This window comes from Arthrobacter sp. T2-23 (genome assembly GCF_055398325.1).
Genome location: NZ_AP027917.1, coordinates 375388 through 399799, shown reverse-complemented (window position 1 = coordinate 399799; position 24412 = coordinate 375388). Strand labels below are relative to the sequence as shown.

Annotated in this window: 20 protein-coding genes; 14 read left to right on the top strand and 6 right to left on the bottom strand. The window is 68.1% G+C overall.

Annotated features, from left to right (window positions below):
- Positions 1–159: 159 nt before the first annotated feature.
- The 13 genes from uvrA (at position 160) to ACZ5Z0_RS01810 (ending at position 14676) form a co-directional block, all read left to right on the top strand.
- Positions 160–3015, top strand: a complete 2856-nt coding sequence (gene uvrA / locus ACZ5Z0_RS01870) for an excinuclease ABC subunit UvrA (RefSeq protein ID WP_464110682.1) — start codon at positions 160–162, stop codon at positions 3013–3015.
- 90 nt (positions 3016–3105) lie between these two features.
- Positions 3106–3843, top strand: coding sequence for an HAD hydrolase-like protein (locus ACZ5Z0_RS01865; protein ID WP_464109637.1), 738 nt, complete (start codon positions 3106–3108; stop codon positions 3841–3843).
- Entirely contained in the window at positions 3830–4498 is a 669-nt protein-coding gene (locus tag ACZ5Z0_RS01860; RefSeq protein ID WP_138769401.1) for a lysophospholipid acyltransferase family protein, read from the top strand. The genes ACZ5Z0_RS01865 and ACZ5Z0_RS01860 overlap by 14 nt, the downstream gene beginning before the upstream one ends.
- Positions 4499–4596: 98 nt before the next feature.
- On the top strand, positions 4597–6606 hold the full coding sequence (uvrC, locus tag ACZ5Z0_RS01855) for an excinuclease ABC subunit UvrC (protein WP_464109636.1): 2010 nt from the start codon (positions 4597–4599) through the stop codon (positions 6604–6606).
- Between the two features lie 114 nt (positions 6607–6720).
- On the top strand, positions 6721–7644 hold the full coding sequence (gene rapZ / locus ACZ5Z0_RS01850) for an RNase adapter RapZ (RefSeq protein ID WP_464109635.1): 924 nt from the start codon (positions 6721–6723) through the stop codon (positions 7642–7644).
- Positions 7644–8663, top strand: a complete 1020-nt coding sequence (locus ACZ5Z0_RS01845; RefSeq protein WP_464109634.1) for a gluconeogenesis factor YvcK family protein — start codon at positions 7644–7646, stop codon at positions 8661–8663. The genes rapZ and ACZ5Z0_RS01845 overlap by 1 nt, the downstream gene beginning before the upstream one ends.
- Positions 8664–8673: 10 nt before the next feature.
- Entirely contained in the window at positions 8674–9654 is a 981-nt protein-coding gene (whiA, locus tag ACZ5Z0_RS01840; protein ID WP_066438143.1) for a DNA-binding protein WhiA, read from the top strand.
- A gap of 176 nt (positions 9655–9830) precedes the next feature.
- The gene (locus ACZ5Z0_RS01835; RefSeq protein ID WP_464109633.1) at positions 9831–10454 is read left to right on the top strand and encodes a superoxide dismutase; all 624 of its coding nucleotides are present in this window, start codon (positions 9831–9833) and stop codon (positions 10452–10454) included.
- A 264-nt stretch (positions 10455–10718) separates the two neighbouring features.
- Positions 10719–11729 carry a type I glyceraldehyde-3-phosphate dehydrogenase gene (gene gap, locus ACZ5Z0_RS01830; protein ID WP_138769396.1) on the top strand — a complete coding sequence of 337 codons (1011 nt, stop codon included), beginning with the start codon at positions 10719–10721 and terminating at the stop codon, positions 11727–11729.
- Between the two features lie 10 nt (positions 11730–11739).
- Complete coding sequence (locus ACZ5Z0_RS01825) at positions 11740–12966, top strand: phosphoglycerate kinase (RefSeq protein WP_464109632.1); 1227 nt, start codon at positions 11740–11742, stop codon at positions 12964–12966.
- Positions 12967–13044: 78 nt separating this feature from the next.
- Complete coding sequence (gene tpiA / locus ACZ5Z0_RS01820) at positions 13045–13860, top strand: triose-phosphate isomerase (RefSeq protein WP_464109631.1); 816 nt, start codon at positions 13045–13047, stop codon at positions 13858–13860.
- 49 nt (positions 13861–13909) lie between these two features.
- Complete coding sequence (secG, locus tag ACZ5Z0_RS01815; protein ID WP_464109630.1) at positions 13910–14167, top strand: preprotein translocase subunit SecG; 258 nt, start codon at positions 13910–13912, stop codon at positions 14165–14167.
- A gap of 113 nt (positions 14168–14280) precedes the next feature.
- Positions 14281–14676, top strand: a complete 396-nt coding sequence (locus ACZ5Z0_RS01810) for an RNA polymerase-binding protein RbpA (protein ID WP_138769392.1) — start codon at positions 14281–14283, stop codon at positions 14674–14676.
- Here the strand turns inward: ACZ5Z0_RS01810 and pgl are convergent.
- The 6 genes from pgl to tkt form a co-directional block, all read right to left on the bottom strand.
- Positions 14629–15399 carry a 6-phosphogluconolactonase gene (gene pgl / locus ACZ5Z0_RS01805; RefSeq protein WP_464110681.1) on the bottom strand — a complete coding sequence of 257 codons (771 nt, stop codon included), beginning with the start codon at positions 15397–15399 and terminating at the stop codon, positions 14629–14631. The genes ACZ5Z0_RS01810 and pgl overlap by 48 nt on opposite strands.
- 37 nt (positions 15400–15436) lie before the next feature.
- Positions 15437–16378 carry a glucose-6-phosphate dehydrogenase assembly protein OpcA gene (locus tag ACZ5Z0_RS01800; protein WP_464109629.1) on the bottom strand — a complete coding sequence of 314 codons (942 nt, stop codon included), beginning with the start codon at positions 16376–16378 and terminating at the stop codon, positions 15437–15439.
- On the bottom strand, positions 16375–17937 hold the full coding sequence (zwf, locus tag ACZ5Z0_RS01795; RefSeq protein WP_464109628.1) for a glucose-6-phosphate dehydrogenase: 1563 nt from the start codon (positions 17935–17937) through the stop codon (positions 16375–16377). The genes ACZ5Z0_RS01800 and zwf overlap by 4 nt, the downstream gene beginning before the upstream one ends.
- A gap of 15 nt (positions 17938–17952) precedes the next feature.
- The gene (locus ACZ5Z0_RS01790; RefSeq protein WP_464109627.1) at positions 17953–19602 is read right to left on the bottom strand and encodes a glucose-6-phosphate isomerase; all 1650 of its coding nucleotides are present in this window, start codon (positions 19600–19602) and stop codon (positions 17953–17955) included.
- A gap of 6 nt (positions 19603–19608) precedes the next feature.
- Positions 19609–20727, bottom strand: coding sequence for a transaldolase (tal, locus tag ACZ5Z0_RS01785; RefSeq protein ID WP_138769387.1), 1119 nt, complete (start codon positions 20725–20727; stop codon positions 19609–19611).
- 67 nt (positions 20728–20794) lie between these two features.
- A complete protein-coding gene (gene tkt / locus ACZ5Z0_RS01780) occupies positions 20795–22912 on the bottom strand; it encodes a transketolase (RefSeq protein WP_464110680.1) in 2118 nt (705 codons plus the stop codon).
- Between the two features lie 524 nt (positions 22913–23436).
- Between tkt and ACZ5Z0_RS01775 the strand changes: the two genes are divergently transcribed.
- Positions 23437–24399: a heme o synthase gene (locus ACZ5Z0_RS01775; RefSeq protein WP_464109626.1), complete on the top strand. Its 963-nt coding sequence runs from the start codon at positions 23437–23439 to the stop codon at positions 24397–24399.
- Positions 24400–24412: the final 13 nt, after the last annotated feature.

Sequence of the window (24412 nt, the reverse complement as noted above, 5' to 3'; positions counted from 1 at the left end):
CGGAATGGATATTCGAAGAAGTTTTCGATTAGCATTGGAGGCGTGCCTAAAGCCGTAGCTGAAGAACCTGCCGTCGATGTCCAGCCCGCCGCCGCTCCGGAAAACTCCGGAAAAGCCGCCGGCCCCCAGCCATCAGGCCCGGCGTCGCCGGGCGCGGAGCTGGTCCGCCCCGACCTTTCCCGGCTGGTCGTGAAGGGCGCACGCGAACACAACCTGCGCAACGTCGACCTCGACCTGCCCCGCGACGCGATGATTGTCTTCACGGGGCTTTCCGGCTCCGGCAAATCCTCGCTCGCCTTCGACACGATCTTCGCCGAAGGCCAGCGCCGCTACGTCGAGTCGCTCTCCGCCTACGCCCGCCAGTTCCTCGGCCAGGTGGACAAGCCCGACGTCGACTTCATCGAAGGCCTGTCGCCGGCCGTGTCGATCGACCAGAAGTCCACCAGCAAGAACCCCCGCTCCACCGTGGGCACGATCACCGAGATCTACGACTACATGCGCCTGCTCTGGGCCCGCGTGGGGCGCCCGCACTGCCCGGTCTGCGGCGAGCCCGTCACCAAGCAGACGCCCCAGCAGATCGTCGACCAACTGCTGGAACTGCCCGAGGGCACCCGCTTCCAGGTGCTGGCCCCGGTGGTCCGCGGCCGCAAGGGCGAATTCGTCGAGCTGTTCAAGGAGCTCACCGCCAAGGGCTACTCCCGGGCCCGGGTGGACGACAAACTGATCCAGCTCAGCGAACCGCCCAAGCTCGGCAAGCAGTTCAAGCACACCATCGAGGTCGTCGTGGACCGCCTGGTCGTGAAGGAAGGCATCAGCCAGCGACTCACGGACTCGGTGGAAACCGCGCTGGGCCTGGCCGAAGGCCGTGTCCTGGCCGAATTCGTCGACCTCGAGGCGGACGATCCGGAGCGGATCCGGGCCTTCTCGGAGCACCTCGCCTGCCCCAACGAGCACCCTCTCGCGATTGACGAAATCGAGCCCCGATCGTTCTCCTTCAACAACCCCTTCGGCGCCTGCTCGGCCTGCAGCGGCATCGGCACCAGGCTCGAAGTGGACGAGGAACTCCTCATCCCCAACCCCGAGCTCTCGCTCTCCGAGGGCGCCATTGCGCCCTGGTCGCTGGGCGCCGCCACCACCGAATACTGGAACCGGCTCCTCGGCGGCCTGGCTAAAGAGCTCGGCTTCAAGATGACCACGCCTTGGGAGAAGCTCTCCGCCGAGGCGCGGCAGACCGTGCTGCACGGCAAGGACCACAAGGTCGTGGTGCAGTACCGCAACCGTTTCGGCCGGGAGCGCAAATACAGCACCGGCTTTGAAGGCGTGGTCCAGTACGTGCATCGCAAGCACACCGAAACCGACTCGGACTCGGCCCGCGACCGCTACGAGGAGTACATGCGGCAGGTCCCGTGCCCGGCCTGCAACGGCGCCCGGCTGAACCCGGCGTCGCTGTCGGTCCTGATCAACGGCAAGTCCATCGCGGAGGTCGCCGCGCTGCCGATGCGCGAGTGCGCGCACTTCCTCGACAGCCTGGTCCTCACCGGCCGCGAGGCTCAGATCGCCCACCAGGTCCTCAAGGAGATCCAGGCCCGCCTGACCTTCCTGCTCGACGTCGGCCTGGAATACCTGAACCTGGAACGGCCCTCCGGCACCCTGTCCGGCGGCGAGGCCCAGCGCATCCGGCTGGCCACCCAGATCGGCTCCGGCCTCGTCGGTGTGCTCTACGTCCTGGACGAGCCCTCCATCGGCCTGCACCAGCGCGACAACCGGCGCCTGATCGAAACCCTCACCAGGCTCAGGGACCTCGGCAACACCCTGATCGTGGTCGAACACGATGAGGACACCATCCAGGAGGCCGACTGGGTGGTGGACATCGGACCCGGCGCCGGCGAGCACGGCGGCATGGTGGTGCACTCCGGGTCCTACCAGGACCTGCTGGAGAACACCGAGTCCTTGACCGGCGACTACCTCTCCGGCCGGAAGTCCATCGCGGTGCCGAAGAAGCGCCGCAAGTACGACAAGAAGCGCGAGCTGAAGGTCGTCGGGGCCAAGGAAAACAACCTGCTCAACGTTGACGCCGCCTTCCCGCTGGGCCTGTTTACGGCCGTCACCGGTGTCAGCGGTTCAGGCAAGTCCACCCTGGTCAACGAGATCCTCTACAAGGTGCTCGCCAACAAGCTCAACGGCGCCAAGCAGGTCGCCGGGCGGCACAAGACCGTCCAGGGCCTTGAGCACCTGGACAAGGTGGTGCACGTCGACCAGAGCCCCATCGGCCGGACCCCGCGCTCCAACCCGGCCACCTACACGGGAGTCTTCGACCACATCAGGAAGCTCTTCGCCGAAACCACCGAGGCCAAGGTCCGCGGCTACCAGCCCGGCCGGTTCTCCTTCAACGTCAAGGGCGGCCGCTGCGAGGCCTGCTCCGGCGACGGCACGCTGAAGATCGAGATGAACTTCCTGCCGGACGTCTACGTGCCCTGCGAGGTCTGCCACGGCGCACGCTACAACCGCGAAACGCTCGAGGTGCACTACAAGGGCAAGACCATCGCGGACGTCCTCAACATGCCGATCGAGGAGGGCGCGGAGTTCTTCGCCGCCTTCTCGCCGATCGCGCGGCACCTGAAGACCCTCGTCGACGTCGGCCTCGGCTACGTGCGGCTGGGGCAGCCCGCCACGACACTCTCGGGCGGCGAGGCGCAGCGCGTGAAACTGGCCGCGGAGCTGCAAAAGCGCTCAAACGGTCGCAGCGTCTATGTCCTCGACGAGCCGACCACCGGCCTGCACTTCGAGGACATCCGCAAGCTGCTGATGGTGCTGCAGGGACTGGTCGAAAAGGGCAACACCGTGATCACGATCGAACACAACCTCGACGTCATCAAGAGCGCCGACTGGATCGTGGACCTGGGCCCCGACGGCGGTTCCGGCGGCGGCCGGATCGTCGCGTCCGGCACACCGGAGCAGGTGGCGAAGTCCAAGGAAAGCCACACCGCGGCGTTCCTCGCCGACATCCTGGGCTGACGGGCCGCCGACGGCGGAAATCTTCCCTGATCTATTCCCGACAGGGCATGCAATTTTCTGCCATCCGCGCGGTCGTGAGAAACTACTCCGGTGACCCATACCACCGTGCCCGTTATCTTTGACCTCGACGGCACTCTTGTCGACCCGGCCGGGGGGATCACGGACGGAATCGCGGCGGCCCTCACCGAACTCGGCCTGCCGGTGCCGGGCACGGACCGGCTGGACGCCATGATCGGGCCGAAGCTCAGCCACTCACTGAGGGATATCGCGGGGGTCCCGCCCGAACAGCTCGACGACGCCATCCGCATCTACCGCGGGCACTACCTGGCCACCGGCATCGCCCAAAGCAGGCTTTACCCGGGCATCCGGGCGCTGCTGGAAACCCTGGTCGAGGCAGGACGGCCCGTCGCCGTCGCCACCCAGAAGCCCGAAGGCATCGCCCGCACCGTCCTGGAGCACCACGGCATCGCCGCCCTGTTCCACACCATCCGCGGCTCGGCCGCCGACGAGGCGGCAGCCGCCGGTGCGCCGTCCGGGAAAGCTTCGATCGTGGCCGCGGCGCTGGCGGACCTCTCCACCCGGTATGGCGCGGACAGCGAATATGCGGTGATGGTGGGGGACCGGGCACAGGACGTGGCCGGGGCGGCTGCGAACGGACTCGACTGCATCGGCGTAGGCTGGGGTTTTGCGCCCGACGGCGAACTGCACGCGGCCGGCGCCGTCGAGATCGTGCACACCACCCTGGCGCTCCACGCTACGATCACCAGACTCTCCGAACGCCCGGGGACCGAAGCCCTGAATGAGGTGCACACCATTGGCAATGTTTGACGCGATCCGCTGGACCACCCGCGGGCTCATCTCCTCGACCTGCCGTCCTACCGTGATCGGCCTCGAGAATGTGCCCAAGGAAGGCCCCTTCATCGTGGCGCCGAACCACCTCTCCTTCCTGGACAGCGTGATCGTGCAGGCCCTTATGCCTCGGCCGGTGGCGTTCTTCGCCAAAGCGGAATACTTCACCACCGGCGGCGCCAAGGGCCGGATGATGAAGTCCTTCTTCGAGGCCGTGGGCTCCATCCCGGTCGAACGCGGTGAACAGGCCGCCAGTGTCCAGGCACTGAAGACGCTGCTGGACATCCTCGACGCCGGCAAGGGCGTGGGAATCTACCCGGAGGGCACCCGCTCACGCGACGGCATCCTCTACCGCGGCCGCACCGGCGTCGGCTGGCTTGCCCTCACCACCGGCGCCCCCGTGATCCCGGTCGGACTGATCGGCACGGAGAACCTGCAACCCGCGGACAGCAACAAGGTCAAGCCCCAGCACTTCACCATGAAGGTGGGCGAGCCGCTCTACTTCGAGAAGACCGGGCCGGACCATTCCCTCCCGGCGCGGCGCCAGGTCACGGACCGCATTATGGACGCCATCGCGGAACTCAGCGGGCAGCAACGGGCCACCACCTACAACCAGAGCAAGAGCGTCGACTAATCGGGGCACCCCGCCTGCGCGCCCCTTCGGGGCCGTGCGTCCGCTACGCCGGCGGGCCCTTACCGGCCGGCTCCGTGAAGGTTCAGTAGAATAGATCAGTGGCAAATCCAGCTAGTTACCGGCCCCAGACCGGGGAGATCCCGAACAACCCGGGTGTGTACCGCTTTCGCGACCCGCACGGCCGGGTCATTTACGTGGGCAAGGCCAAGAACCTCCGCTCGCGGCTGAACTCCTACTTCGCCAACCCCGCCGGCCTGCTGCCCAAGACCTACGCGATGGTCCATACCGCCAGCAGCGTGGAGTGGACGGTGGTGGGCAGCGAGCTGGAATCGCTGCAGCTGGAATACACCTGGATCAAGGAATTCAAGCCGCGGTTCAACGTGATGTTCCGGGACGACAAATCCTACCCCTACCTGGCCGTCACGATGGGGGAGAAGTACCCCCGGGTACAGGTCCTGCGCGGCGAACGGCGCAAGGGGACACGGTATTTCGGCCCGTACACGGCGGGAGCCATCCGCGACACCATGGACACCCTGCTGCGGGTCTTCCCGGTCCGCAGCTGCAGCCCCGGGGTCCTGAAGCGCGCCGAGGCCAGCGGTCGGCCCTGCCTGCTCGGCTACATCGACAAATGCGCCGCCCCCTGCGTGGGCCGCATCTCGGCCGAAGACCACCGGGCCCTCGCCGAGGATTTCTGCGCCTTTATGGGCGGCGAAGCCAAGCGCTTCGTCTCCCGGCTGGAGAAGGACATGGCCGCCGCCGTGGCCGAGCTCGACTACGAACGCGCCGCCCGGGTCCGGGACGACATCGTCGCGCTGAAGAAGGTCTTTGAACGCAACGCCGTGGTCCTCGCCGAAGACACCGACGCGGACGTGTTCGCGCTGTACGAGGACGAACTCGAGGCGGCGGTCCAGGTCTTCCACGTGCGGGGCGGGCGGATCCGCGGCCAGCGCGGCTGGGTGGTGGAAAAAGTCGAGGATTCCACCACCCCAGACCTCGTGGAACACCTGCTGCAGCAGGTCTACGGCGAGGAAGCCGGAAGCCAGGGCCGGCTGCCCCGCGAGGTGCTGGTCCCCGCCGAGCCCAGCAATGCCGCCGAGCTCGCCCAGTGGCTCAGCGGGCTGCGCGGCGCCCGGGTGGACGTCCGCGTGCCGCAGCGCGGCGACAAGGCCGCGCTGCTCTCCACCGTGCGTGACAACGCCGAACACGCGCTCAAGCTGCACAAGTCCCGCCGCGCCGGCGACCTGACCATGCGTTCCCAGGCGCTTCAGGAACTCCAGGAAGCCCTTGACCTGCCCGTCGCTCTGTTGCGGATCGAATGCTTCGACATCTCGCATGTGCAGGGCACCAACGTCGTGGGTTCCATGGTGGTGGTCGAGGACGGCCTGCCCAAGAAATCGGACTACCGGAAGTTCTCGGTCACGGGGGAGGCCGCCAACGACGACACCGCCGCCATGCACGACGTCCTGACGCGGCGTTTCCGGAACTACCTGCAGGAACAGGCCGAGAAGACGGACTCCGGTTCCTCGCCCCTGGCTGCCGCCCAGGCCGCCGCCGTGGCCGACGCCCCGCTTGAGGACACCACGACGCCGGCGCCACGGACGAAGTTTGCCTACCCGCCCAACCTCGTCGTCGTCGACGGCGGCAAGCCCCAGGTCAACGCCGCCGCCCGCGCCCTGGCCGAACTCGGTATCGACGACGTCTACGTCGTCGGACTGGCCAAACGGCTTGAGGAGGTCTGGCTGCCGGACAGCGACTTCCCGGTCATCCTGCCGCGCGCTTCGGCCGGCCTTTACCTACTGCAGCGGATCCGCGACGAAGCGCACCGCTTCGCCATCACCTTCCACCGGCAAAAGCGCGGCAAAGCCATGACCGCCTCCGCGCTCGACGGCGTCCCCGGCCTGGGCGAGTCCAAGCGCAAGGCGCTGCTAAACCAGTTCGGCTCGGTCAAGGGCATTCGGGCCGCCAGCATCGAAGAGCTGACAGCCGCGAAGGGCATCGGCCCCGCACTGGCCGGCGCCATCGTGCGGCATTTTAGCGACGACTCGGGCGCGGACGGGCCGGTTGCGCCGGCCATCAACATGACGACCGGTGAAATCCTCGAAACTTAGCTAGCTCCGGCAATCTTGGCTAGGGTAAGGAGCTGAGGTAGGACGCGGCCGGCAGGCAACTGCCCCGCGCCCCGGCCTCGCGGCAGAGCAAACAGCAGAGATGGGGCACGACTGATGGCAGAGTCAACGGCAGGATCCGGCGTGGAAGCGGACGGGTTGACCCCCGTCAAGCCCGTAGAGGCGGAGCTGCTCGTGGTGACCGGGATGTCGGGGGCAGGCCGGAGCACCGCCTCGGATGCCCTCGAAGACCACGGCTGGTACGTCGTGGAAAACCTGCCGCCACAGATGCTCGGAACGCTCGCGGAACTCGTCTCCCACGCCCCGCGCTCCATCTCCAAGCTCGCCGTCGTTATGGACGTCCGCAGCAAGGATCTTTTCGCGGACATCCGCACCGCGCTGCGCAATCTCGAGGCCAGCGGTGCCACCTTCCGGGTCCTGTTCCTGGACGCCAGCGACGACGTGCTGGTCCGCCGCTTCGAACAGGGCCGGCGCCCGCACCCGCTGCAGGGCGGCGGCCGGATCCTCGACGGCATTGCCGCGGAGCGTGAGCTGCTGCACGAACTGCGCGAATCCTCGGACATCGTCCTGGACACCTCCGCGCTCAATGTCCACGGCCTCGCGACCGCCATCACCGAGCTGTTCAGCGAAACCGGCCCGGTGGCACTGCGCCTAAACGTCATGAGTTTCGGCTTCAAGTACGGTCTGCCCGTGGACGCCAACTTCGTCGCCGACGCCCGATTCATCCCGAACCCGCACTGGGTGCCGCAGCTGCGCCCGCACACCGGGCTGGACAAGGACGTCAGTGACTACGTGCTCGAAGCGGAAGGCGTCAGCAACTTCGTTGAACGCTACGTGCTGGCGCTCGAACCGGTCCTGGACGGCTACCGGCGCGAGAACAAGCACTACGCGACGATCGCCGTCGGCTGCACCGGCGGGAAGCACCGCTCGGTAGCCGTTGCCGTTGAACTCTCACGCCGGCTCGCACAATACCCCCGCGTCACCGTCACCACCACCCACCGGGATCTGGGCCGCGAATAATGGCGCTCCTGACCGGGCCCCTGCCCCTGGTGCCGGCCGCCAGCGCGGCCTTCGCCGGCCAGCAGGACAAAGGCCCCTCCGTGGTCGCCCTGGGCGGCGGCCACGGCCTCTCCGCCTCGCTCTCGGCCCTGCGCCTGCTCACCTCGGAGCTGACCGCCATCGTCACGGTCGCGGACGACGGCGGCTCCTCCGGCCGGCTGCGCGAGGAGTACGGCGTGCTGCCGCCCGGTGACCTCAGGATGGCGCTCTCCGCGCTCTGCGACGACACCGACTGGGGCCGGACCTGGCGTGACGTCATGCAGCACCGTTTTGTCCCCGGCAAGGGCCGCGGCGGCTCCCTCGACGAGCACGCCATGGGCAACCTGCTGATCGTCACACTGTGGGAGCTGCTGGGGGACACCGTGGCCGGCCTGCAGTGGGCCGGAGCGCTCCTCGGCGCCCGGGGGCAAGTCCTTCCGATGTCCACCACCCCGCTCACCATCGAGGGCCAGGCCCGGGTCTCCCGGCCCGACGGCACATCGGCGCTGGAGACGGTCAGCGGGCAGGCCCGGTGCGCCATCGCCGGCCGGCTCGAGGCCGTCCGCCTGCTGCCCGAGTCCGCCCCCGCCTGCGTCGAGGCGCTGACCGCGATTGAGCTCGCGGACTGGGTGGTCCTCGGCCCCGGCTCCTGGTACACCTCCGTCCTGCCGCACCTGCTGCTCCCGGAGATGCGCGACGCGCTGTGCAGCACCGAAGCCCGGCGCTGCCTCACGATGAACCTCGCCACGGACACCAAGGAGACCCTCGGTATGTCCGCCGCCGACCACCTGCGCGTGCTGCGGGAGTACGCCCCCGAGTTCACGATCGACGTCGTCCTGGCCGACCCGGCCTCGGTGCCTGACCTGCCGGACTTCGAACGGGCCGCCGGGATGCTGGGAGCAGAGGTGGTCTTGGGTAAAGTAGGGGCGTCGAGCCGCCGGCCGATCCACGACCCGCTGCGCCTGGCAACGGCGTACCACGACATTTTCGGGAACAGGTAGGAAAGGTGCCATGGCACTGACAGCATCAGTCAAGGAAGAGCTTTCCCGGCTGGATATCAAGAAGTCCTCGGTCCGCAAGGCCGAGGTGTCCGCCATGCTCCGTTTCGCCGGGGGATTGCACATCATCTCCGGCCGGATCGTGATCGAGGCCGAAGTGGACCTCGCGTCGACCGCCCGCCGGCTCCGCGCCGCCATCGCGGAAGTCTACGGACACCAGAGCGAGATCATCGTGGTCTCCGGCGGCGGGCTGCGCCGCGGCAGCCGCTACGTGGTGCGGGTGGTCCGCGACGGCGAGGCCCTCGCCCGCCAGACCGGCCTGCTGGATGCCCGGGGCCGGCCCGTCCGCGGCCTGCCTTCCGTTGTGGTGAACGGCTCCGCCGCCGACGCCGAGGCGGTCTGGCGCGGCGCGTTCCTGGCCCACGGCTCGCTCACCGAGCCCGGCCGGTCCTCCGCGATGGAGGTCACCTGCCCCGGTCCGGAGTCCGCCCTCGCGCTCGTCGGCGCGGCGCGCCGCCTCGGCATCCAGGCCAAGGCCCGCGAAGTCAGGGGAGTGGACCGCGTGGTGATCCGCGACGGCGACACGATTGCCGCGCTGCTGACCAGGATGGGTGCGCACGATGCGCTCATGGTCTGGGAGGAACGGCGGATGCGCAAGGAAGTCCGTGCCACCGCGAACCGGCTCGCCAACTTCGACGACGCGAACCTGCGCCGCTCGGCCCAGGCCGCAGTCGCAGCCGGCGCCCGTGTGGACCGCGCGCTCGAGATCCTCGGCGACGACGTTCCGGACCACCTCAAATACGCCGGCGAACTGCGCGTGGCCCACAAACAGGCCAGCCTCGACGAGCTCGGCCGCCTCGCCGACCCGGTCATGACGAAGGACGCCATTGCCGGCCGGATCCGCCGGCTGCTGGCGATGGCGGACAAGCGGGCGCAGGACCTCGGCATCCCGGGGACCGAGGCCAACGTGACGCCGGAAATGCTGGACGAGTAGCCACCGCCGGGGATCAGGGCCAGAATCGGATCCAGCGGCCGGGAATACCCCGGCGCAGCCGGAGGCTATGACCACTGGATCCCCATCCATGAAAACTTCCGGGTGTTGAACCATCCGGATGCACAATCCGAGAGTTAGCAAAACCGGACGAGCCGTCCACGACATTGGAGGATTTTGTGACCGAATACGTACTGCCTGAACTTGATTACGACTACGCCGCGCTGGAGCCGCACATCTCCGCGAAAATCATGGAGCTGCACCACAGCAAGCACCACGCGGCCTACGTCGCCGGCGCCAACAACGCGCTGAAGCAGCTGGCGGAGGCCCGCGATAAGGGCGATTTCGCCAACATCAACCGCCTCTCCAAGGACCTCGCCTTCCACACCGGCGGCCACATCAACCACTCCGTGTTCTGGAAGAACCTCTCCCCGGACGGCGGCGACAAGCCCGAAGGCGAGCTCGCTGCCGCCATCGACGATGCGTTCGGGTCCTTCGACGCGTTCCGCGCCCAGTTCAGCGCCGCGGCCCTTGGCCTGCAGGGCTCCGGCTGGGGCTTTCTGGCCTACGAGCCGATCGGCGGCAACCTCGTCATCGAGCAGCTCTACGACCAGCAGGGCAACGTGGCGCTGGGCACCACCCCGCTGCTGATGCTGGACATGTGGGAGCACGCCTTCTACCTGGACTACGTCAACGTCAAGGCCGACTACGTCAAGGCGTTCTGGAACATCGTGAACTGGGCCGACGTCGCCAAGCGTTTCGACGCCGCCCGGAAGAACGCCACCGGCCTGATCACCCTCTAAGGGCGGCAGACCGAAATATCACTGTAACAAAGCTCACATTTCGGGCCGTTCGGCCCGGATCGTGGAAGGTCCGCCCCCGCACTTGCGGGGGCGGGTCCAGTTAAACGTAAGATGGATCACGGAAGGCGGTTAGCCTTCAGCAACGTGGCTGGTCGCCCTCCGATCTGGTAATCATCTCTGCCCAATGGCGTGCGGGATCTGTTAGTTGGCTTGAACGCCTACTCAACTAGTCGTGCTTGAGAGAGCACCAAGGAGACTGAAAACGTGACGACACGTATTGGTATCAACGGCTTCGGCCGCATCGGCCGCAACTACTTCCGCGCCGCACTCGCCCAGGGAGCCGACCTTGAGATCGTTGCCGTCAACGACCTCACCAGCCCGGAGGCCCTCGCCCACCTCTTCAAGTACGACTCCGTCGGCGGCCGTCTGGCCGAATCCATCGAGGTAAAGGACGGCAACATCGTCGTCGACGGCAAGACCGTGAAGGTCCTCGCCGAGCGCGACCCGGCCAAGCTGCCCTGGGGCGAGCTGGGTGTCGACATCGTCATCGAGTCCACCGGCTTCTTCACCAAGGCAGCCGATGCGCAGAAGCACATCGACGCCGGCGCCAAGAAGGTCCTGATCTCCGCCCCCGCCTCCGACGAGGACATCACGATCGTGATGGGCGTCAATGACGGCCTCTACGACCCGGCCGCGCACAACATCATCTCCAATGCCTCCTGCACCACCAACTGCCTCGGCCCGCTCGCCAAGGTGGTCAACGACGCCTTCGGCATCGAGCGTGGCCTGATGACCACGATCCACGCCTACACCGCGGACCAGAACCTGCAGGACGGTCCGCACAAGGACCTCCGCCGGGCCCGCGCCGCCGCCATCAACATGGTTCCCACCTCCACGGGAGCCGCCAAGGCCATCGGCCTCGTCCTCCCGGAGCTCAAGGGCAAGCTGGACGGCTACGCCATCCGCGTCCCGGTCCCCACCGGCTCCGCCACCGACCTCACCGTCACCGTCTCGCGCGAAACCACCGTCGAGGAGGTCAACGCCGCGCTGAAGGCCGCCTCCGAGTCGGACGAGCTGAAGGGCCTGCTGACCTACACCGACGAGCCGATCGTCTCCTCGGACATCGTCGGGGACCCGGCGTCGTCGATCTTCGACTCCGGCCTGACCAAGGTCATCGGCAACCAGGTCAAGGTTGTTTCCTGGTATGACAACGAATGGGGTTACTCCAACCGCCTCGTCGACCTCACGGAGCTCGTCGCGTCGAAGCTGGGCTAGGGTAAGACTCATGACATTCCACACCCTCGACGAACTGATCGCTGAAGGTGTCCGCGGGCGGTACGTTCTGGTCAGAAGTGACCTGAACGTGCCGCTCGACGGCTCTACAGTGACTGACGACGGCCGGATCAAGGCCTCCCTGCCAGTGCTGGCGACGCTCACGGACGCCGGTGCCCGTGTGCTGGTCACAGCGCACCTCGGCCGCCCCAAGGGCTCCCCGGACGAGAAGTACTCGCTCAAGCCTGCGGTCGCCCGGCTGGCCGAGATCGCCCCGTTCAGGGTCACCCTGGCCGGCGATACCGTAGGCGAGGCCGCGACTACGGCCGCCGCGGCGCTGCAGGACGGCGAAGCCCTGGTCCTCGAAAACGTGCGCTTCGACGCCCGCGAAACCTCCAAGGACGACGCCGAACGCGGCGCCTTCGCGGATGAACTGGTGGCCCTCACCGGTGCCAACGGCGCTTTCGTGGACGATGCCTTTGGCGCCGTGCACCGTAAGCACGCCAGCGTCTACGACGTCGCCACCCGGCTCCCGTCCTACCAGGGCGACCTGGTCCGCACCGAGGTCGAGGTGCTGCGCAAGCTCACCACCGACACACAGCGTCCCTACGTCGTGGTGCTCGGCGGCTCCAAAGTTTCGGACAAGCTCGCCGTGATCGACAACCTGATCGGCAAGGCGGACACCATCCTGGTGGGCGGCGGCATGCTGTTCACCTTCCTTGCAGCCGAGGGCCACAAGGTGGCCGGCAGCCTGCTGGAAGAGGACCAGATCCCGGTCGTCCAGGAGTACCTCAAGCGGGCGTCGGACGCGGGGACCGAATTCGTCGTCCCGACCGACGTCGTCGTCGCCAGCAAGTTCGCCGCGGACGCGGAGCACGAGACGGTTCCGGCCGACTCGATGGAGTCCAGCCGCTTCGGCGGCGCCGGCATAGGCCTGGACATCGGCCCCGACTCGGCGGCTGCCTTCGCGGAACGGATCCGGGGCGCCAAGACCGTCTTCTGGAACGGCCCCATGGGTGTCTTCGAGTTCCCCGCCTTCGCCGGCGGCACCCGGGCGGTCGCCCAGGCCCTGACCGAGACCGCGGCGTTCTCGGTCGTAGGCGGCGGCGACTCCGCCGCTGCGGTCCGGACCCTCGGTTTCGCCGACGACCAGTTCGGACACATCTCCACCGGCGGCGGCGCCAGCCTGGAATACCTTGAAGGCAAGGAACTCCCCGGCCTGAGCGTCCTGGACCGCTAGGACCACCAGCCGGCAGGGTGGCCGTCCCGTACGCCACCCTGCCGGCTCTTTCACTGCTACGAACCTTTTGGAGATCACGTGACAACGTCAACCAACGGCAAGTACGACCGTAAGCCCTTCATCGCAGGCAACTGGAAGATGAACATGGACCACGTCCAGGGCATCACCCTCCTGCAGAAGCTGGCCTGGACCCTGTCCGACGCCAAGCACGACTACAGCCGGGTGGAGGTTGCCGTGTTCCCGCCGTTCACCGACCTCCGCGGCGTGCAGACCCTCGTCCAGGGTGACGAGCTGGACGTCGCCTACGGCGGCCAGGACCTCTCGCAGTTCGACTCCGGCGCCTACACCGGGGACATCTCCGGGCAGTTCCTCGCCAAGCTCGGCTGCCGTTACGTCCTGGTGGGCCACAGCGAACGCCGCACCATCCACCACGAGTCCGACGAGATCCTCAACGCCAAGACCAAGGCGGCTTTCCGGCACGGCATCACGCCGGTGCTGTGCGTCGGCGAAGGCCTCGAGGTCCGCCAGGCCGGCACCCACGTCGAGCACACCCTCGCGCAGCTCCGGGCCGGCGTCGAAGGGCTCAGCCCGGAACAGGCCGCGGAGCTGGTTGTCGCCTACGAGCCCGTCTGGGCCATCGGCACCGGTGAAGTCGCCGGCCCGGAGGACGCACAGGAAATGTGCGCCGCGATCCGTGCGGAGCTGGCCAGCCTCTTCGACGCCTCGGTCGCCGCCAAGACGCGCCTGCTCTACGGGGGTTCGGTGAAGGCCAACAACGCCGCGTCGATCCTCAAGGAACGCGACGTGGACGGATTGCTGGTCGGTGGTGCCAGCCTGGACGCCGCCGAGTTTGCTAATATTGTCAGGTTCGAGAGTCACTTGCTGACGGACTAGTCCGGACACAGCTACTGGCCCCCGCAATCCCCTCTTCTGAAAGGCCGTCGTGGACGTTCTTCATGTCATCCTGCAGGTTCTGCTGGGCATCACCAGCCTCCTGTTGACCTTGCTCATCCTGCTTCATAAGGGTCGTGGCGGCGGTCTGTCCGACATGTTCGGCGGCGGCATGAGCTCCGGGCTCAGCTCCTCGGGTGTTGCCGAGCGGAACCTCAACCGCTTCACGATCATCCTTGGCGTCACCTGGGGCGTTGTCATCATCGCCCTCGGCCTGCTGATGCGCTTCAGCACGGGCGGCGACTCCTAACTACGCGCATCGCCTAAAACTCCATAAGGGCCTTGCGGCCCTCCCCGCATCGGGAGCTCCAGGAATAAACTATCGCTGGCAAACACCACCAGCCGACTAGCCAGGAGTTCCCGATGCTGCATTCTGCTTCCGGATTCAGGGGCATCCGCGTTGGTGCCGTCGCCGGCGCCCCGGCCCGCCATGAGCCCCTCGACGGTGGCGGCGTCGGCCAGCCCCGGATCGGCGTCACCTATCGGTGCGCCAAGGGCCATGAAACGGCCCTGGTGTTCGCGAAGCTCCCGGAAGACCAGATCCCTGGCGTCTGGGACTGCCGGCGCTGCGGCGGGACTGCGACCCGGGACGAGTCCCGCTTCGCGCTGGAGGACGAGCCCGTCGAAGGCTTCAAGAGCCACCTGGAATACGTTAAAGAAAGACGCTCCAGCCAGGACGCCGAAGACGTGCTGGCCGGAGCGCTGGAAAAGCTACGCGCCCGACGCGCCCTTCCGGACGAGCTGCTCGGGGACGCGTGAGGCCGCGTCCTCATCGATCAGCCACAGGGTCTGGAACCGCCCGCGCGGCCCCGCAGCCGGGACCTGGACCGGGTTGGCGCCGGCCAGGGCCAGGCCCACGGCGCCGGCCTTGTCGTCGCCGGCCACCACCATCCACACTTCGCTCGCGGTGTTGATCGTCGGCAGCGTCAGGGACAGCCGTGCCGGCGGCGGCTTGGGGGAGTTGCGGACGCCGACGACGGTCAGGTCCTTCTCCCGGATTCCAGCCTGCTCGGGGAAAAGCGAGGCAACATGGGCGTCGGGGCCCACGCCCAGCAGCACAATATCCAGCCGCGGCAGGCGGCCGGGTTCCTCCGGACGGTCATCGGACATGTCGGCGGCGTGCTCGGCGGCGGCCGCCTCGGCGAGCCGCCGGGCATAGTCGGCCGCGGCCTCCTCAGGGGTTTCGAAGTCGTCCGTGGACCCGGGAACGTGAACGCGCGCCGGGTCCACATTGATGTGGGCCAGTAGCGCCTCGTGTGCCTGGCGGGCGTTGCGGTCGGCGTCGTCCGCGCCGACGAAGCGTTCGTCGCCCCACCAGAAGTTCACCTTGGACCAGTCCACCGCCGGAGCGGCCGGCGACTCGGCGACCGCCTTGAGCGAGCCGATGCCCATGGTGCCGCCGGTCAGCACCACCGTCGCCTCGCCGTGCTTGTCCTGGATATCCACAAGCTTGGTGATCAGGCGTGCCGCGATCGCGGCCATCAGGACCGTCGAGTCAGGATGGATGCTTACTCTGGGGTCAGCGCTCACTGGGACGGACACTCCTTAGGTTGGTACGCGGCAGTCCAATAGTAAGCACTTCGCCGAAGACCTCGTCCGGGTCCAGGCGCCGGAGCTCCTCGGCTAGGCAGTCCTTGAGGCTGCGGCGCGGCAGCGAGATGCGCTGGGCGGGCTGGCCCGGCTGCGTCAGTTCGGCGACGGTCAAGCCGGGCCGGAACAGCTGCACATCGCCGCCGGTGCGGGACAGGCGTACCCGCCGGATGCCGGTGCCGGCCGGATCGGCCACGATGGTCACCGGCGCGTCCAGCGCCAGGGTGAGCCACGCCGCGAGCAACAGGGTGCTGGGGGAGTCCGAGGCGCCTTCGACGGCGACGGCGGTGACCGGGGACGCGTCCACCTGGTCCAGGACCGCGGCCAGCTGGATCCGCCAGTTGGTCAGGCGGGTCCAGGCCAGGTCGGTGTCGCCGGCCTTGTAGGTGCTGCGGAGATTCTCCAGCGCAGCCTGCGGGTCCGCCTCGTTCGCGGAGTCCGTGATCCGGCGGTGCGCGATCCGGCCGATCGACGTCTCGCAGGCATTCCGGGGCGCGCCGTGCGGCCACCAGGCCACGATCGGGGCGTCCGGAAGGAGCAGGGCAGCCACGAGGGATTCGCTTTCCTCCGCGAGCTCACCATAGCCGCGGAGCAGGATGACCTCGGATGCGCCGGCGTCGCCGCCCACGCGGATCTGGGCATCGAGCCGGGTGGGCTTCGAGGCGCCAGCGTCGGCGAGGACGATGATGCGGCACGGGTGCTCGCGGCTCGCCTCGTTGGCGGCTTGGATGGCCTCCTCTTCGAGACCGGACTTCGTCACGACCACGAGGGTCAGCACGCGGCCGAGGGCGATCACGCCGCCCTGTTCGCGCAGCGCCATGATCTTCTTTGAGATCTTGGAGGTTGTTGTGTCTGGAAGATCTACGATCATGGCCTTCTCCAGGTCCGTCCGTCGCGGGCGAGCAGTTCGTCGGCAGAGGCCGGGCCCCAGCTTCCGGGGGCGTATGGCTCGGGCTGTTCGTTCAGGGACGCCCAGTAGTCCTCGAACGGGTCCAGGATCTTCCAGGACAGCTCGACTTCCGCGTGGCGGGGGAACAGCGGAGGCTCGCCAAGCAGCACGTCCAGGATGAGCCGTTCGTACGCCTCGGGGCTGGACTCGGTGAACGAGTGCCCGTAGCCGAAGTCCATCGTGACGTCCCGGACTTCCATCTGTGTGCCGGGGACCTTGGAACCGAAGCGGATCGTGGCGCCCTCATCGGGCTGGACCCGGATCACTACGGCATTCTGGCCGAAGTCGTCCTCGCCGTGGTCACGGAACAGCAGGTTGGGCGCGCGCTTGAAGACGACGGCGATTTCCGTCACCCGGCGGCCCAGCCGTTTGCCGGCCCGCAGGTAGAACGGCACGCCGCTCCAACGCCGGGTGTTGATGTCCACCCGGATCGCTGCGAAGGTCTCGGTGGTGGAATCGGCGGGGATGCCTTCTTCCTCCAGGTAGCCCAGGACCTGCTCGCCGCCCTGCCAGCCGCCGGTGAACTGCCCGCGCGCCGAGTGGGTGGAGAGGTCCTCCGGCAGCCGTACGGCGGCCAGGACCTTTTCCTTCTCGGCGCGGAGGTCGTCCGCGTTGAAGGAGATCGGCTCCTCCATGGCGGTCAGGGCCAGCAGCTGCAGCAGGTGGTTCTGGATGACGTCGCGGGCCGCGCCCACGCCGTCGTAGTAGCCGGCGCGGCCGCCGGTGCCGATGTCCTCGGCCATGGTGATCTGCACGTGGTCCACGTAGTTCGCGTTCCAGAGCGGTTCGAACAGCTGGTTGGCAAAGCGCAGCGCCAGGATGTTCTGCACCGTCTCCTTGCCGAGGTAGTGGTCGATCCGGAAAACCGCGTCCGGCGGAAAGACCGACTCCACAATGTCGTTGAGCTGTCGGGCGGACTCGAGATCGTGCCCGAACGGCTTTTCGATCACGACCCGGCGCCACTTGTCGCCCTCGGCCTGGGCCAGCCCGTGCTTAGAGAGCTGGCGGCAGACGAGTTCGAAGGCCTTCGGCGGGATGGAGAGGTAGAAGGCGTGGTTGCCCCGCGTGCCGCGCTGCTCGTCCAGTTCGTCGATCGTCTCGCTGAGCCGCTCGAAGGCGTCGTCGTCGTCGAACTCACCCTGGACAAAACGGATGCCCTCGGAGAGCTGCTTCCACACCGTCTCGTCGAAGGGGGTCCGGGCGTAGCTCTTGACGGCCTCCTTCACCTCGGCGGCGAAGTCCTCGTTTTCCCACTGCCGCCGGGCGAATCCGACCAGGGCGAAGCTGGGGGGAAGCAGCCCGCGGTTGGCCAGGTCGTAGACGGCCGGCATGAGTTTCTTCCGGGCGAGGTCACCGGTGACGCCGAAGAGCACCAGGGAGGATGGGCCGGCGATGCGGTTCAGCCGGCGGTCCCGCGGGTCCCGGAGCGGATTGCGCCCCCGGCCCGCGGACTTGCGGCCGCCGTTTTGCGAGAGTGGCATGGTTGCTGTGGTGCCTTAGCTTTCGGTGGTGGATGCGGGGCGGCCGGCCAGCGAACTGGCGGCCAGCGCGGAGACGAGGCCCTGCAACTGGCGGACGCCGGCGGCACGGTCCGTGAGATGGAGGCGGAGCACGGGCCGGCCGTGTTCACTGAGGACCTGCGCGTCGCCTGCGGCCTGGGCGGAGATCAGCTCACCGAAGGTGAAGGGACGCTCCGGGATGGCGAGATCCGTCGCGGACGCCGCCGTGACCTGCAGGAACACGCCAATCGCCGGGCCGCCCTTGTGGAACTGGCCGGTGGAGTGCAGGAACCTCGGTCCCCAGCCGAACGTGACGGGACGGCCGCTGAGGGCGGCCAGTTCGTCCCGGATCCCCTCGAGCGGCGCGTAGCTGAGCCGGTCGAAGTAGGCCTGGACGCTGAGGTAGCCGTTGGCGCCAAGCTGGCCGAGCAATGCGCTGACCGCTTCGGCCGCGGTGCCCGCCCCGCCCAGCCAGTCGCCGCCGCGGACCTCGATGGCGCCGTCGGTGAAGCTGGCCGGCGTCGGCTCCGGCTGCGCGTCCAGCAGCCCGCGGGCCGCCACCTTCGCGGCTTCGACGTCGGGCTGGTCGAACGGGTTGATGCCCAGCAGCCGTCCCGCGACGGCGGTGGCGAACTCCCAGGTCATCATCTGCGCTGCCAGGCCGCCTGCGATCGCCGCCTCGTTGGAGCCGAGGTCGACGTCGGCATCGGCTGCGACCAGCCGGATCACCAGCACGTCGTCTGCGCCACCGGTGACCTCCGGGGCATCCGGGCCGGCGACGACCGGCAGCACGCCGGTGCCGAGCTTGCCGGTGGATTCTGCGATGAGCTGTTCAGCCCAGTCGGCGAAGCCCACGATCCCGGAGCCGTCCTCGGCGATGACGATCTTGTCGCGTAGCGGGTTGGTGCCGCCCAGCGCGGCGCCGAGTGCGAGTCCGATGTTCTCCTCGCTGTCGTCATTGAGGATCTCGGCGGTCTCCTCGGCCTCGTCCAGGAAGGCCTGGATGTCCACGCCGGCCAGCCCGCACGGCACCAGGCCGAAAGCGGTCAGCGCCGAGTAGCGGCCGCCTACGTTGGGGTCGGCGTTGAAGACGGCGCGGTAGCCGGCTTCGCGGGATGCCTTGTCCAGCGGGGAGCCCGGGTCGGTGACAATGATGATCCGGCCCTTCGCGTCGAGCCCGGCCTCGGTAAAGGCGTGCTCGAAGACCCGGCGTTGCGAATCGGTCTCCAGAGTCGAACCCGACTTCGAGGAGACCACGATGGCGGTCTCCGCGAGCCGGTCCGCCAGGGCGGCAGCAACCTGCTCGGGGTCGGTGCTGTCCAGGACCGTCAACTCGACGCCGGCGGTTCCGGCGATGACCTCGGGGGCCAGCGAGGAACCGCCCATGCCGCACAGGACAATCCGGCTCACGCCTTCTGCCCGGAGCGCGTCCCGGAGCGACAGGATTTCCGCCACGAGCGGCTGGGAGACGGTGGCGGCCTCCACCCAGCCGAGCCGGACCGCGGCCTCGGCTTCGGCGTCGGGACCCCACAGGGTGGCGTCCTTGGCGAAGATCCGGGTGGCGACCCGGTCCTCCAGCAGGGCGGGCAGGTGCTGTTCGTGGGCCTGGCGGGCGGCGCCCGTGGCGTCGTAGCTGAGAGTGGTCATGGGGGACTATGCGTCCTTCCGTGCAGCGGCGAGGGCGCCCTCGACGTCGGCCAGCAGTTCCTTCCAGCTTGCCACAAACTTGTCGAGGCCTTCGGACTCGAGTACGGCGACGACCTCGTTGTAGGAAATGCCGAGGGCATCCAGGGCGTTGAGGGTGGCGTTAGCGTCGTCGTAGCCTCGGGTGATGGTGTTGCCGGTGATGGCGCCGTGGTCGTAGGTTGCGTCCAGGGTCTTCTCCGGCATGGTGTTCACCACGCCGGGGGCGACGAGCTCGGTGACGTACAGGGTGTCGGGGTAGGCAGGATCCTTGACACCGGTGGACGCCCAGAGCGGCCGCTGCGGGCGTGCGCCGGCCTCGGCGAGCAGGGCCCAGCGCTCGGTGGAGAAGAGCTCCTCGTAGACCTGGTAGGCGAGGCGTGCGTTGGCGACGCCGGCCTTGCCCTTGAGCGCCTTGGCTTCCGCGGTGCCGATCGCGTCGAGGCGCTTGTCGATTTCCGTGTCCACGCGGGAGACGAAGAACGAGGCGACCGAGTGGATCTTCGAGAGGTCGTGGCCGTTTTCCTTGGCCTGCTCGAGTCCGCTCTGGAAGGCGTTGATCACTGCGCGGTAGCGCTCGAGCGAGAAGATCAGGGTCACGTTGACGCTGATGCCGCTCGCCAGCGTGGCGGTGATGGCCTCGAGGCCCTCGATCGTGGCGGGGATCTTGATCAGGACGTTGTCCTTATTGACCTGGCCGTAGAGTTCTTTGGCCTCGGCGATGGTGCCGGCGGTGTCCCAGGCGAGGCGGGGATCCACTTCGATGGAGACGCGGCCGTCGACGCCGTTCGTCGCTGCGGCCACCGGGGCGAACAGCTCGCAGGCGTCGGCGACGTCGGTGGTGGTGATCGCGAACACGGTCTCGTCCACGCTGGCGCCCGAGGCGGCCATTTCACGGATTTTGGCGTCGTAGTCCGTGCCGGTGGTGATCGCGGCGTGGAAGATGCTCGGGTTCGTGGTGACGCCGACGACGTTCTTCTCTTCGATCAGTTTGCGCAGCGTCCCGGTTTCGAGGCGGCCGCGGGAGAGGTCATCGAGCCAGATGGAAACGCCGGCGTCGGACAGCTGCTGGGTGGGGGTGGTGTTCATGGTTCACTCCTGGAGTCTGGGGCCGCCGCCGGCAGGGGCGGCGGCCCGGAATGCGTGAAGTTGGGGGTCAGGCCGTGAGGCCGGCGAGGGATTCCTTGGCGGCGGCGGCCACGGCCTCGGCGGTGATGCCGAATTCCTGGAACAGGCGCTTGTAGTCGGCCGAGGCTCCGAAGTGCTCCAGGCTGATGGAGCGGCCGGCGTCGCCGACGAACTCGCGCCAGCCGAGGGCGAGTCCGGCTTCGACCGAGACGCGCGCCTTGACGTTGGCGGGGAGCACCGTCTCGCGGTAGGCGGCGTCCTGCTTGTTGAACCATTCCACGCAGGGCATGGACACGACCCTGGTGGGGATACCCTCGGCCTGCAGGGCTTCGCGTGCGGCCACAGCGAGCTGGACCTCGGAGCCGGTGCCGATCAGGATGACCTGCGCCTCCGCGGTCGCGCCGCCGGCGGATGCCTCGGCCAGGACGTAGCCGCCCTTGGCGACCCCGGCGGTGGAGGCGAAGGTATCGCCGTCGGCGTCGCCGGTTCCGCGCTCCCAGGTGGGGATGTTCTGCCGGGTCAGCACGATCCCGGCGGGGTTGGCGTGGTTTTCGAGCATCGCCTTCCACGCCGCGGCGACCTCATTGGCGTCGCCGGGACGGACGACGTCCAGGCCCGGGATGGCCCGCAGGGAGGCGAGCTGTTCGACCGGCTGGTGGGTGGGGCCGTCCTCGCCGAGGCCGATCGAGTCGTGCGTCCAGACGTAGAGCGAGGGGACGCCCATCAGGGCGCCGAGCCGGATGGCCGGGCGCTGGTAGTCGGAGAAGATCAGGAAGGTGCCGGAGAAGGCCCGGGTTGCCCCGGCCAGGCTGATCCCGTTCACGATCGACGCGGCGGCGTGTTCGCGGATGCCGAAGTGCAGCACCCGCCCGTACGGGTTGCCCTTCCACGCCTCGGTCTGCCGGGAGGCCGGGATGAACGACGGCGAACCTTCGATCGTGGTGTTGTTCGACTCGGCAAGGTCGGCGGAGCCGCCCCACAACTCGGGCATGACCGGGCCGATCGCGTTCAGGACCTTGCCGGACGCGGCGCGCGTGGAGACGTCCTTGCCGGCTTCGAAGACCGGCAGCGCGGCGTCGAAGTCGGCCGGAAGCTTGCGGGCCTCGACGCGCTCGAGCAGGGCCGCCGCCTCGGGGTTGCCGGACTGCCAGGCCTCGAAGGCCGCCTGCCATTCGGACCGGGCCGCGGCGCCGCGGGCCTGCGCTTCGCGGGTGTGGGCCAGAACCTCGTCGTCAACCTGGAAAGACCGCTCCGGGTCGAAGCCGAGGACCTTCTTCAGGCCGGCGACTTCCTCCGCGCCGAGCGCCGAGCCGTGGATCTTGCCGGTGTTCTGCTTCTTCGGCGCCGGCCACCCGATGATGGTGCGCAGCGAGATGATGGAGGGCCTGCCGGTCTCGGCCTTCGCGGCGAGCAGCGCGGCGTGCAGTTCGGGCACGTCCTCCTTGTATTCGCCGGTGCGGGTCCAGTCGACCCGCTGGGTGTGCCAGCCGTAGGCCTCGTAGCGGGCCAGGACGTCCTCGGTGAACGCGACGTCGGTGTCGTCTTCGATGCTGATGTGGTTCTCGTCGTAGATCACCACGAGGTTGCCCAGTTCCTGGTGGCCGGCGAGCGAGGACGCCTCGGACGTGACGCCTTCCTGCAGGTCGCCGTCGGAGGCAATCACCCACACCGTGTGATCAAACGGGGACTCGCCGGCGGGAGCGTCCGCGTCGAACAGCCCGCGCATCCGCCGCTGGGAGTACGCGAAGCCGACCGCGGACGCCAGGCCCTGGCCCAGCGGGCCCGTGGTGATCTCCACCCCGGCGGTGTGCTTGTACTCCGGGTGCCCGGGGGTCAGGGAACCCCAGGTCCGCAACGCCTCCAGATCCTTCAACTCCAGGCCGTAGCCCGAGAGGAAGAGCTGGATGTAGAGCGTCAGGGAGGTGTGGCCGGGGGACAGGACGAACCGGTCGCGGCCCAACCACTGCGGGTTCGCGGGATCATGGCGCATCAGCTTCTGGAAGAGCAGGTAGGCGGCCGGAGCCAGACTCATCGCCGTGCCGGGGTGGCCGTTACCGACCTTCTCCACCGCATCCGCCGCGAGCACCCGGACGGTGTCCACGGCACGGGCGTCCAGATGAGTCCATGACAGTTCTTGCTCTTCCAAATGTGGCACGAAAACCGGGCCCCTCTCTGTGCTGACGGCCGGTGGCACGAGGTTCCCTCGGGGTTTTCCCGCTGGGGGATTTACCTTGGGGGCCTACCGCCGGGGCACAGTTCGGTGCCCGCCGCGGTTCGTACCAGCCGTTCACCATCGAAACGTTGATCTATCTTTGCGCCGCATGCACGGGTCCGTGAGCGCCGTTGGGGCGCCCGCCCGCGCGTGCTGATCTGTGAGACAGCTTAGCCCCATTCCACCTGCCGGGCAGGGTGCATCTCAGGAATTGGACCGGTTTTGGGCTTATATGAATCACCGTGTGCCGCGGCGGCGGTGAGGCCGTGTTAACCAGCCGGACTCATGCGGGCGCCTTCGGGGCCGGAACGCGGCTGCCGCCACGGTATGATGGTGGCTGGCCACCCATGGGGGCGAGGGCACGCCTGTGCGCTGCGCGTGGACCCCCTCCGAATGCAATGCGCCGGACTTAGGCGCGCTGCGACGACCAGCCGGACTGAACAGCCAGACAGAACAGAGTGACTGCCACCGTGAGCACAACAGATACGCCGCTTAACGCCTCCCAGGCCCCGGCCCGGATCGGCTTCGCCCGCAAAGCCAAGGCCTACCTGGCGCTCACGAAACCCCGGGTGATCGAACTCCTGCTGGTCAGCACCTTGCCCACTATGATCTACGCCGAGCGCGGCTTCCCGTCCCTCGGACTGATCCTGGCCACCCTCGTCGGCGGCGCGTTTGCCGCCGGCAGCGCGGGCTCCTTCAACTGCTACATCGACCGGGACATCGACAAGCTCATGCACCGGACCGAAAACCGTCCGCTGGTCACGGGCGAGGTCACCCCTCGTGAAGCACTGGTCTTCTCGTGGCTTCTCGGCGCGGCCGCCATCGCGATCCTTTGGTTCGGCGCCAACCCGCTCTCGGCCTGGCTGGGCCTCGGCGCGATCGTGTTCTACGTCGTCATCTACACGATGATCCTCAAGCGCCGCACTGCCCAGAACATCGTCTGGGGCGGGGCTGCCGGCTGCTTCCCGGTGCTGATCGCCTGGGCCGCGGTGACCAACACGGTGGAGTGGCCCGCCGTCGTCCTCTTTATGGTGATCTTCCTCTGGACCCCGCCGCACTACTGGCCGCTGTCCATGCGCTACGGCGAGGACTACCGGAACGCCAACGTGCCGATGCTCGGTGCCATCGCCGGCGCCAAGGTCGTCTCCGTGCAGGTGGTCCTGTACGCGTGGGCCATGGTTGCCTGCTCGCTGCTGCTGATCCCGGTCGGCGGCGCCGGCTGGGTCTACACCGTCACCGCCGTCGCCGCGGGCGGCTGGTTCCTGTACGAGTCGCACGCGCTCTACAACCGGGCCCAGGGCGGCGACGTCTCGAACAAGGGCGCCATGAAGGTCTTCCATGGCTCCATCAGCTACCTCACCCTGCTCTTCATCGCGCTGGCCGTGGACCCGTTCATCGGCTCCTCGATCATCGGCGGCTAGGCAGGCGCGGGAG